The 10,704-nt window shown below is 66.6% G+C and carries 8 protein-coding genes; 5 read left to right on the top strand and 3 right to left on the bottom strand.

Going from position 1 to position 10,704, the window contains the following annotated elements:
* Positions 1 to 88: 88 nt before the first annotated feature.
* The 3 genes from edd to zwf all read right to left on the bottom strand — a co-directional run bounded on the left by edd (position 89) and on the right by zwf (position 4,233).
* Positions 89 to 1,909: a phosphogluconate dehydratase gene (gene edd / locus WP12_RS01920; protein WP_046192084.1), complete on the bottom strand. Its 1,821-nt coding sequence runs from the start codon at positions 1,907 to 1,909 to the stop codon at positions 89 to 91.
* Positions 1,910 to 1,919: 10 nt separating this feature from the next.
* Positions 1,920 to 2,624 (bottom strand): 6-phosphogluconolactonase, encoded by a 705-nt coding sequence (gene pgl, locus WP12_RS01915; RefSeq protein WP_046192083.1) that lies wholly within the window; start codon positions 2,622 to 2,624, stop codon positions 1,920 to 1,922.
* 151 nt (positions 2,625 to 2,775) lie between these two features.
* On the bottom strand, positions 2,776 to 4,233 hold the full coding sequence (zwf, locus tag WP12_RS01910; protein WP_046192082.1) for a glucose-6-phosphate dehydrogenase: 1,458 nt from the start codon (positions 4,231 to 4,233) through the stop codon (positions 2,776 to 2,778).
* A gap of 148 nt (positions 4,234 to 4,381) precedes the next feature.
* Between zwf and WP12_RS01905 the strand changes: the two genes are divergently transcribed.
* From WP12_RS01905 to WP12_RS01885, 5 genes are all read left to right on the top strand, one after another.
* Positions 4,382 to 5,167, top strand: coding sequence for a GNAT family N-acetyltransferase (locus WP12_RS01905; RefSeq protein ID WP_046192087.1), 786 nt, complete (start codon positions 4,382 to 4,384; stop codon positions 5,165 to 5,167).
* 108 nt (positions 5,168 to 5,275) lie between these two features.
* Positions 5,276 to 7,297 carry a TonB-dependent receptor gene (locus tag WP12_RS01900; protein ID WP_152663856.1) on the top strand — a complete coding sequence of 674 codons (2,022 nt, stop codon included), beginning with the start codon at positions 5,276 to 5,278 and terminating at the stop codon, positions 7,295 to 7,297.
* A 67-nt stretch (positions 7,298 to 7,364) separates the two neighbouring features.
* Entirely contained in the window at positions 7,365 to 8,642 is a 1,278-nt protein-coding gene (locus WP12_RS01895) for a dicarboxylate/amino acid:cation symporter (RefSeq protein WP_046192080.1), read from the top strand.
* 85 nt (positions 8,643 to 8,727) lie between these two features.
* Positions 8,728 to 9,837, top strand: a complete 1,110-nt coding sequence (locus tag WP12_RS01890; RefSeq protein WP_046192079.1) for a sensor histidine kinase — start codon at positions 8,728 to 8,730, stop codon at positions 9,835 to 9,837.
* Positions 9,834 to 10,634 (top strand): LytR/AlgR family response regulator transcription factor, encoded by an 801-nt coding sequence (locus WP12_RS01885; protein WP_046192078.1) that lies wholly within the window; start codon positions 9,834 to 9,836, stop codon positions 10,632 to 10,634. Before WP12_RS01890 ends, WP12_RS01885 begins: the two co-directional genes overlap by 4 nt.
* The last annotated feature ends 70 nt before the right edge of the window (positions 10,635 to 10,704 follow it).

Below are 10,704 nucleotides of genomic sequence, written 5' to 3'. Positions count from 1 at the left end.
GGGGTGGGGCCTAACCGCTGGGCAGGATTCGGGGAGAGGCCCCACCCCAACCGCTCCCCTAAAGGAGAGGGGCTAAGAAGCGACTTTCTCACAGCCCCGCCGCCGCCAGCATCGCAGACCCGCCGCGCTCCGCCGTGTCGGCGCCGTGGCGCATGAAGGCGAACAGTTCGCGGCCGGTGCCGACATGGGCGGGGGGCGGCGTGGCCTGTTCGCGCGCGGCCCACTCGGCGGGATCGACCAGCGCGGTCAGCGCGCCGTCATGGCCGCACAGCCGGACGATATCGCCATCGCGGAGCTTCGCGATCGGGCCGCCGGCCAGCGCCTCGGGGCTGATGTGGATCGCGGCGGGCACCTTGCCGCTCGCCCCCGACATCCGTCCGTCGGTGACGAGCGCGACCTTGAAGCCCTTGTCCTGAAGGACGCCGAGCGGCGGGGTGAGCTTGTGCAGCTCGGGCATGCCGTTCGCCTGCGGTCCTTGAAAGCGGACGACGACGATGACGTCGCGGTCGAGCTCGCCGGCCTTGAAGGCGGCGCTGACCTGGTCCTGATCGTCGAACACGCGGCAGGGGGCCTCGACCGTCCAGCGACCCTGGTCGACCGCGCTGGTCTTGAAGGTGCCCCGGCCGAGATTGCCCTGCACGAGCCGCATGCCGCCATCGGGCTGGAAGGGATTGTCGTGGGGGCGCAGCATCGTCTCGTCGAGCGGCCGCCCGGGGGCGTCGGTCCAGACGAGCGCATCGCCGTCGAGCTTCGGGTCCTTCGCATATTCCCCGAGGTCGCCGCCCGAGACGGTCATGATATCGCGGTGGAGCATGCCGCCATCGAGCAGGGTGGCGATGACATAGGCCATGCCGCCCGCCGCCTGGAAATGGTTCACGTCGCCCGCGCCATTGGGATAGACCCGCGCGATCAGCGGCACCGCCGCCGAGAGCTTGTCGATATCCTCCCAGTCGATGACGATCCCGGCGGCGCGGGCGATCGCGGGCAGGTGGATGACATGGTTGGTCGAGCCGCCGGTAGCGAGCAGGCCGGCGGCGGCGTTGACGATCGCCTTCTCATCGACGCACTGGCCCAGCGGGCGATAATCCCCGCCGTCCCAGCCGATTTCGGTCAGCCGGTGGACCGCTGCTCGCGTCAGTTCCTGCCGCAGCTTGGTGCCGGGGTTGACGAAGGCGCTGCCGGGGATGTGAAGACCCATCACCTCCATCATCATCTGGTTCGAATTGGCGGTGCCGTAGAAGGTGCAGGTGCCCGCCCCATGATAGGAGGCAGCCTCGGCCTCCAGCAGCTCCTCGCGACCGACCTTGCCCTCGGCATAGAGCTGGCGGACGCGCTGCTTTTCCTTGTTGGCGAGGCCCGAGGGCATCGGCCCGGCGGGGATCAGGATCGTCGGCAGATGGCCGAAGCGCAGCGCCCCGATCAGCAGGCCGGGAACGATCTTGTCGCAGATGCCGAGCAGCGCCGCGCCCTCGAACATGCCGTGGCTGAGCCCAACGGCGGTCGACAGCGCGATCGTGTCGCGGCTGAACAGCGACAGCTCCATGCCGCGCTGGCCCTGGGTCACGCCGTCGCACATCGCGGGCACGCCGCCCGCGACCTGCGCCGTCGCGCCCGCCTCGCGCGCGAAGAGCTTCATCTGCTCGGGATAGCGGCCATAGGGCTGATGCGCCGACAGCATATCGTTATAGGCGGTGACGATGCCGATGTTCATCCGCCCGCCCGCGCGGATCGCCGGCTTGTCCTCCTCCGCCGCGGCGAAGCCATGGGCCAGATTTCCGCAGGACAGGTTCGGACGGTCCACCCCGTTGTCGCGCTCGCGCCGGATCAGGTCGATATAGGCCTGCCTGCTGGCGCGCGACCGCTCGATGATCCGGGCGGTGACGGCTTCGACGGCGGGATTCAGGCCCATGACTAGCTTCCTATTCGCTCCAGTGGATGTCGATCGCCTGTTCGGCGTCGGCAAGGACCCGGCCGATCGGCACGGTCGACGACGCGCCGTCCTCGATCGCGCGCTCGAGCAGCTTGCGCTTCTCCGCGCCGGTGACGACGATCATTAGCGTGCGCGCCGAGATGATCGCCGCCTTGGTCAGCGATACGCGCGCGACCGGCGCTTCGGCGGGCATCGGATCGGGCAGCACACCCACCGCGCGCCGCGCTTTGGGCCCGTTCAGCGCCTCGTCGAGATCGGGGCCCGCGAAGATCGAGGCGGTGTGGCCGTCGGCGCCGACGCCGAGCCAGACGAGATCGGGCGGCCAGTGCAGTTCCTGCAGCCGCGCGTCAGCCGCCTTGCCCGCCATGCTGTGATCGGCGGCCTTGTCGGTGGTGATCGGCAGGACGCGCGCGCCCTTCGGCAGGAAGGTCTTGGCGATCATCGCGGCGTTCGACAGCGGATCGGTCATCGCGACGAGGCGATCGTCGGTGGGGATGATCGTGACCCGCTTCCAGTCGATCTTCGCCTTGGCGAGCTTCGCGTAGATCGGGATCGGCGTCTTGCCGCCGGGCAGCGCGATCAGCGCCTGGCCGCGTGCGTCGAGCGCCGATTCGATGATGAAGCCGACATCGCCGGCTACCGCGTCGACCAGCTCGTCCGCATCGTCATAGTCCCACCATTCGGCTTCGATCATAGTCTTTATCCTTCTTATTCCTCCCCGCACGGGGACGGGGACCGGCGTAGCCGGTGGAGGGGGCGTCCGTCAGGGGCACCGCCTGGGGCAGCCCCCCTCCACCATCCTTAGGATGGTCCCCCTCCCCGTTCCGGGGAGGAACTGCAATATCCTAATCATGCCATGTCACGCCATCACGCTCCGTCAGCGCGATCGCCGCCGACGGGCCCCAGGTGCCCGCCATATAGGGCCGGGGCTTCATCCCGTTCGCGGCCCAGCCGTCGCGGATCGCATCGACCCATTCCCATTGCGCCTCTACCTCGTCGCGCCGCACGAACAAGGTCTGGTCGCCCTCGATCAGGTCGAGCAGCAGCCGTTCATAGGCGATACGGCGGCGGGTGTCGGCGAACGCGTTCGGCATCGATATGTCGAGCGGCACCTCGCGCAGCCTGATTCCGTTGCGGTCGAGCCCGGGCTCCTTCGACATCAGCATCAGTCGGACATTCTCATCGGGCTGCAAACGGATGATGAGCTTGTTGGGTTGCAGCGCGCTGCCCTTCATGTCGAAGATCGAGTGCGGTACGCTCTTGAACTTGATGAATATTTCCGACTGGCGGCTGGGCAGGCGCTTGCCGGTGCGCAGGTAGAAGGGCACGCCGCGCCAGCGCCAATTGTCGATATGCGCCTTGATCGCCACGAAGGTCTCGGTGTCCGAAGGCTTGCCGAGTTCGTCGAGATAACCGGGCACCGCGCCGCCTGCGACCGCGCCGGGGGCATATTGGCCGATCACGCTGTGGGTCGCCACGCCGGCGGTGTCGATCGGGCGCAGCGAGCGCAGCACCTTGACCTTTTCGTCGCGCACCGCGGTGGCGTTGAACTGGGCGGGTGGCTCCATGGCGACCAGCGCGAGCAGCTGGAGCATGTGGTTCTGGAGCATGTCGCGAATCGCGCCCGCGCCGTCATAGAAGCCGACCCGGCCCTCGAGCCCGACCGTCTCGGACACGGTGATCTGGACATGCTCGATCCCGCCTTCGCGCCACAGCGGCTCGAACAGGCTGTTGGCGAAGCGCAGCGCGAGCAGGTTCTGGACGGTTTCCTTGCCCAGATAATGGTCGATCCGGAAGGTGCGATCCTCGGGGAAGACCGCTGCGACCGCATCGTTGATGTGGCGGCTGGAGGCCATATCGTAGCCGAGCGGCTTTTCGAGACCGATGCGCACGCCATCGCCGGCGAGCCCCGCCTTGGCGAGGCCCTCGATCGTCGCCTCGAACAGCGACGGCGCGGTCGAGAGGAAGATCGACAGGCCGTTTTCGGTCGATCCGACCACTTTGGCGAGCGCGGCGAAATCGCCCTCCTTCGACGCGTCGACCGGGACATAGCTGAGCCTGCCGAGGAAGCTGGTCAGCGCCGCCTCGTCGAGCCGCTCGCTCGGCACATAACGGCGCAGCGCGGTCTCGGCGAAGGCGCGGAAGGCCGCATCGTCATGCGCGGTGCGCGCGGTGGCGACGATCGCGAGGTTCGCGGGAAGCAGCGCGTCGGCGGCGAGACCATAGAGCGACGGCAGCAGCATGCGCTGCGACAGATCGCCGGTCGCGCCGAACAGGAGCAATTTCTCGCTGGGTGCCGTCACCTGAGCTTCCCTTTTGATTGGACCGGTCGGTTCGTTGCCGTCACGGCTCTTGCCTGTCCTTGTAGCAAAAGCATCGTATCGCGGTAGCCGCCATGTCGCATTGCCGCATTATTTGCATGCCCATCGTTATACGAAGGGGGACGAAGGCATGTCGGAAGCCATCGAACTGGCCAATCGCAGCCTTGCCGTGCGGCTGGCATCGGGCAAAGCAGACATCGTTGCGGCGCAGCGGCTGCGCTATGATATCTTCTTTCGCGACATGGGGGCCAGCGCCGGCGCGACGGACGGGCCCGGCCGCGACATCGATCCCTATGACGATCTTTGCGACCATCTGCTGGTCGAGGACCATGCCCGGCCGGGCAGTCCGGTGGTCGGCACCTATCGGCTGCTGCGCCAGAGCGTCGCGGAGGCGCATGCCGGCTTCTACTCGGCGCATGAGTTCGATCTGACACGGGTGCTGGCGCATGCGAAGCGCGAGGGCGTCGAACTGCTTGAGCTCGGCCGTTCCTGCGTCGATCCCGCCTATCGCGACGCGGGGACAATCCAGCTGCTGTGGCGCGGCATCGCCGATTATCTCCAGCGTCACCGCATCGGCTATATGTTCGGTTGCGGCAGCTTCCCGGGCACCGATCCGGCGGATCATGCCGAGGGGCTGTCGCTGCTCGCGCACGATCATCTCGCCCCGCCCGAGTTGCGCGCCCGCGCGATCGGGGCCGAGGCGATCCCGCTCGCGGCGCTGCCGATCGGCGGCTATGATGCGCGCCTGGCGCTCCGCCGCCTGCCGCCGCTGATCAAGGCCTATCTGCGGGTTGGCGCCGAACTGGGCGAGGGGGCCTATGTCGACCGCGCCTTTAACACGATCGACGTGTTCGTGATGATGCCGGTGGCGCGGATTGCGTCCAGATATGCCCAGCGGTTCGAGGTAGCTGCGTAGATCATCCGTCAGCTCGGCCTTCGCCGGGATGACGACCCGGCGAATCCACTTTCCGATTGACGCTACTATCCCGGATGGCCATCCGCCGCCCAAGGCGAAAGGATGATCATGCGGCATTTCAGGTTCCTGCTCAGCGCGGTCTGCGTCGCGGCGCTCTCCGCCCCCGCCTTTGCCGATGCCGGCGATATCGTCGTCACCGGGCAGGGGCTGGCGAACAGCCCGGGCGATGCCGCCTATGATGTGATCAGCATCGACAAGGCCCGGCTCGACCTGTCGGCGAGTGGCCGGATGGAGGATATCCTGCGCGATGCCGCCGGATTCCAGCAGTTCCGCCGCTCCGACGCGCGCTCTGCCCACCCGACCAGCCAGGGGGCGACCTTGCGCGGGCTCGGCGGCAACGCCTCGACGCGGGCGCTGATCCTGCTCGACGGGGTGCCGATGATCGATCCGTTCGGCGGCTGGGTGAGCTGGGCGGCGCTCGATCCTGCGCGGATCGGTCATGTCCGCGTGACGCGCGGCGGCGGCAGCGGCATTTATGGCGCAGGCGCGCTCGCAGGCACGATCGAACTGTCGAGCGTCGGACCTGAAGAGGCGACGCGGCTCAGCGCCAGCCTGGCCTATGGCAGCCGCGAATCGATCGACGCGGATGCGACGCTGACCGCCAGGCTCGGCGGCGGCTTCCTGATGGTCTCGGGCGGTCATGCGCGGGGTGACGGCTTCATCCCCGTGGTCGAGGAGGATCGCGGCCCGATCGATCGCGCGGCGCGCTACAAGCAGAGCCGCGCCTCGGCCCGAGCGGTGATTCCGGCGGGCGAGGATATCGAGCTGCAGGCGAACGGATCATTCCTGCTCGACCAGCGCGATCGCGGCGTCCCCTTTACCGGCAACAGCAATCTCGCGGTCGATGGGTCGCTGCGGCTGGTGGGCCGGGGGCCGTGGCAATGGGAGGCGAGCGCCTGGGTCCAGCACCGCGAATTCTCCAGCGGCTTCGCCAGCATAGGCGCGGGCCGCGCAACGGCTGGCCAGTCGCTCGATCAATATAATGTCCCGGCCAATGGCGTCGGCGCGCGTGCGGAAATCCGCCCGTCGCTCGGCGAGGGAGTCAATCTGCGGCTTGGTGGCGACCTTCGTCATGTCAGCGGGCAAACCCAGGAGCTGGTGATCGCGACCAATGTCGGGCGCGTCGCAGGCGGCGAACAGGAGATTTACGGCGGTTTCGCCGAACTGGCGCTGCTGCCGAGCGACGGGGTGACGCTGACCGCAAGCGGGCGAATCGATCGCTGGCGGCTGCGCGACGGGCGGCGCACCGAGATCAACCGCAACACGGGCGCGCCCGTCGCCGCCAACAGCGCCGTGTATCCCGATCGCTCGGGCACAGAGGCGACGGGCCGCGCGGGCATCGCCTGGAACCCCGACGGCGCATCGGCAATCACCGTGCGCGCGGCGGCCTATAGCGGCTGGCGGCTGCCGACGCTCAACGAGCTGTACCGCCCCTTCCGCGCCGGCAATGACTCGACCGTTGCCAATCCGGGGCTCGATCCCGAGCGGGTCAAGGGGGTCGAGGGCGGTGTTGCCTTCCAGCCGCTCGCAAACTGGCGGCTTGCCGCGACGATCTTCTGGAACCGCCTCGACGACGCTGTGTCGAACGTGACGATCGGCGCCAACACCCGCCAGCGGCAGAATGTCGACGCGATCCGCAGCCGGGGGATCGAGATAGAGGGCTTCGCGACATTGGGTGAATGGCGGCTCCACGCGAGCTATTCGCATATCGATCCGCGCGTCCGGGCGAGCGGCGCGGCCATCGCGCTCGACGGCCTGCGCCCCGCGCAGACCCCGCGCAACCAGGCGAGCGCGTCGCTCGATTGGAATCGGCCCGGCCTCGCCCGTCTTGGCGCGACCGTCCGCTATATCGGGCGGCAGTTTGAGGACGACCAGAACAGTCGCCGCCTCGACGATGCGCTGACCATCGACGCGGTGGCGTCGATCCCGCTAGGCGCGGGCTTCACCGGCGAGCTGCGCGCCGAGAATATCGCGAACAAGCGCGTCGAGGCGACCGTCGGCGCGGACGGCACCGTCGAACGCGCGACGCCACGGACCTTGTGGGTGGCGCTGAGATACGAGCTGCGGTGATGCCTATCCCCTCCCCTTGAAGGAAGGGAGAATTAGGGGCAGTTTCCGGGTGCGAGGGGGCCACCACATGATCATCGACAGCGACGCCGCGGTTCCGATCCGTCCGCCCTTCTGGCGCTCGCTCTATGCGCAGGTCCTGATCGCGATCGCGCTGGGCATCGCGCTGGGGGCGTTCGCGCCCGACATCGCCACCCAGCTCAAGCCGCTCGGCGACGCCTTCATCAAACTGGTCAAGATGATCATCGCCCCGGTGATCTTCCTCACCGTGGTGACGGGTATCGCGGGCCTGCGCGATCTCGGTGAGCTTGGGCGGGTCGCGCTCAAGACCTTCGGCTATTTCCTCGTCATGTCGACTTTCGCGCTGATCGTCGGTCTAATCGTCGCCAATGTTGTGCAGCCGGGGGCGGGGATGCACATCGCCCCCGCCGCGCTCGATACCAGCCATATCGCCGAATATGCCCAGAAGGCGCACGACCAGTCGCTGACCGCCTTCCTGATGAACGTCATCCCGACCACGCTGGTCTCGGCGCTGAGCGAGGGCGAGATCCTTCAGGTGCTGTTCGTCGCGATCCTGTTCGGCATCGCGCTGTCGCTGAGCGGTGCGCGCGGCGCGCCGGTGCTCGACCTGCTCGAGCAGCTCACGGCGGTGGTCTTCCGTCTGGTCGGGATGTTGATGAAGGCCGCGCCGATCGGCGCATTCGGGGCGATGGCCTTCACGATCGGCAAATTCGGCGTCGGCACCCTCGCCAATCTCGGCGGGCTGATCCTGTGCTTCTACCTGACGTCGCTCGCCTTCATCTTCATCGTGCTCGGGGGGGTCTCGTGGGCGGCGGGTTTCTCGATCTTCCGGCTGATCGCCTATCTGAAGGACGAGCTGCTGCTCGTGCTCGGCACCTCCTCTTCCGAAAGCGCGCTGCCCAACCTGATGGCCAAGATGGAACGGGCCGGCTGCGACAAGCCGGTGGTGGGGCTGGTCGTGCCGACCGGCTATTCGTTCAACCTCGACGGCACCAACATCTATATGACGCTCGCGGCGCTGTTCATCGCCCAGGCCTGTGACGTCGATCTGTCGCTGGGCGAGCAGATCAGCCTGCTGCTGGTGGCGATGATATCGTCGAAGGGCGCGGCGGGCGTGACCGGGGCGGGCTTCATCACGCTGGCCGCGACACTGTCGATCGTGCCGTCGGTGCCGGTCGCCGGGATGGCGCTGATCCTCGGCATCGACCGCTTCATGTCCGAATGCCGGTCGCTGACGAACTTCATCGGCAATGCGGTGGCGACGGTGGTCGTGGCCCGCTGGGAAGGCGCGCTGGACCGGGAGAAGCTCAAGGCGGCGCTAGGGTAAGGGATAGAGAGGACCGGTGCATCCCACCCTCCTCGACGAGGGGAGGTTTGGAAACTTCCAGCCCTTCCTTTAAGAACCGTCCCTGATGGCTATTCCCTTCCTCAGCTCGAAACCCTTTTTCGACGACAAGAACCATGCCTTCTGGGTGCTCCAGTCGGCGGGCTGGGCCGGCTATTTCGTGCTGAGGTCGCTGGGCGGGCTCGCCAATGCGATGGGGCTGCTGTTCGTGGTCCCCACCGCGCTGACGACCGCGACGGGCTATTCGCTGACCCTGCTGATGGCCTCGGCCTATCGCCGGCTGATCAAGCAGAAGCCGATCATCACCTGGTCGCTCTCGATCCCGATACTGGTCGTGGCGGCGGCGATCTTCTCGTCGATCGAGACCTGGGCGCACGCGACCTTTTACCGGCCCGAGGAGATGCCGGTCGGCATCCAGTTCTTCGGAGCGATCCTGCTCGATTTCTCGCTGCTCGCGGCTTGGTCGGCGCTCTATTACGGGATCAACTTCTACCTGCTGCTCGAACAACAAAGCGACCGGGTCGAGCGGCTCGAAAGCCAGGCCTCGTCGGCGCAGCTGGCGATGCTGCGCTATCAGCTCAACCCGCATTTCCTGTTCAACACGCTCAATTCCATCTCGACGCTGGTGCTGCTGAAGGAAACCCAGCGCGCCAATGCGATGCTGTCGCGGCTGTCCTCCTTCCTGCGCTACACGTTGGCCAACGAACCCGAAGGCACGGTCAGCCTTGCGCAGGAGGTCGAGACGCTGAAGCTCTATCTCGACATCGAAAAGATGCGCTTCGAGGACCGGCTGCGCGCCAATTTCGATGTCGATCCGGCGGCGTCGGAAGCGCGGCTGCCCTCGCTGCTGCTCCAGCCGCTGGTCGAGAATGCGATCAAATACGCCGTCACCCCGCTCGAGGAAGGAGCCGATATCAGCGTCCACGCTCGCCTGCAGGGGATGGAACCGGAACGCCGCTTGATCATTTCGGTTACGGACACGGGCCCCGGGTTGAACGACGGGATGCAACGCCCCACCTATTCAACCGGCGTCGGTCTGGCGAATATTCGCGACAGACTGGCGCAGGCCTATGGTGCGGACCAGCGTTTTGAGGTCCAGACTGGCCGGGAGGAAGGCTTTGGTGTCGTTATCGACATTCCCTTCCAGACCGCAAAACAGCGCAAGGATAGTGCATGACGATCCGAACCATTCTCGTAGATGACGAGCCGCTGGCCATTCAGGGCCTGCAATTGAGGCTGGCCCCGCACGAGGATGTGGAAATCATCGAAACCTGCCTGAACGGCCGCGAGGCCATCAGGGCGATCAAGACCCACAAGCCCGATCTTGTTTTTCTCGATATCCAGATGCCTGGATTCGACGGCTTTTCGGTGATCCAGGGGCTGATGGAAGTCGAACCCCCGCTGTTCGTCTTCGTCACCGCCTATCAGGATCATGCGATCCGCGCGTTCGAGGCGCAGGCGATGGATTATCTCCTGAAACCCGTCGACGAGCAGCGGCTTGCCGACACGCTCGACCGGGTGCGCCAGCGCCTGACCGAAAAGCGCGGGGTCGAAGAGTCGGTGCGCCTCAAGGAAGTGCTCCAGGAGGTCGCCCCCGATGCCGCCGACAATTTCGTCGATGGCGACGACGCGCCCGCCGCCAACCGATTCGAGAAGCTGATCAACATCAAGGACCGCGGCAAGATCTTCCGCGTCGATGTCGATTCGATCGAGCGGATCGATGCCGCCGGCGACTATATGTGCATCTATACCGGCGACAACACGCTGATCCTGCGCGAGACGATGAAGGATCTGGAGAAGCGGCTCGACCCGCGCCGCTTCCAGCGCGTCCACCGCTCTACGATCGTCAATCTCGACCTCGTTCGTCAGGTCAAACCGCATACCAACGGCGAATGCTTCCTGGTCCTCGACTCGGGCGCGCAGGTAAAGGTCAGCCGGTCGTATAGGGAGGTCGTGGCCCGCTTCGTGCATTGACGCAGGCCACGCGGCCCGATTTATGCGTCATGCCAGCACAGGCCGGCAGGACCAATTCTGATCGGGAAGC

Origin of the sequence: Sphingomonas sp. SRS2 (genome assembly GCF_000971055.1) — a bacterium.
Taxonomy (GTDB): Bacteria; Pseudomonadota; Alphaproteobacteria; order Sphingomonadales; family Sphingomonadaceae; genus Rhizorhabdus.
This window is presented reverse-complemented; position numbering and strand designations above follow the sequence as displayed.

Excerpts from the sequence above, each read along its gene's own strand:
- edd (WP_046192084.1), bottom strand. The coding sequence starts at position 1,909 with ATGGGCCTGAATCCCGCCGTCGAAGCCGTCACCGCCCGGATCATCGAG.
- pgl (WP_046192083.1), bottom strand. The coding sequence starts at position 2,624 with ATGATCGAAGCCGAATGGTGGGACTATGACGATGCGGACGAGCTGGTC.
- WP12_RS01905 (WP_046192087.1), top strand. The coding sequence starts at position 4,382 with ATGTCGGAAGCCATCGAACTGGCCAATCGCAGCCTTGCCGTGCGGCTG.
- WP12_RS01900 (WP_152663856.1), top strand. The coding sequence starts at position 5,276 with ATGCGGCATTTCAGGTTCCTGCTCAGCGCGGTCTGCGTCGCGGCGCTC.
- WP12_RS01895 (WP_046192080.1), top strand. The coding sequence starts at position 7,365 with ATGATCATCGACAGCGACGCCGCGGTTCCGATCCGTCCGCCCTTCTGG.
- WP12_RS01890 (WP_046192079.1), top strand. The coding sequence starts at position 8,728 with ATGGCTATTCCCTTCCTCAGCTCGAAACCCTTTTTCGACGACAAGAAC.
- WP12_RS01885 (WP_046192078.1), top strand. The coding sequence starts at position 9,834 with ATGACGATCCGAACCATTCTCGTAGATGACGAGCCGCTGGCCATTCAG.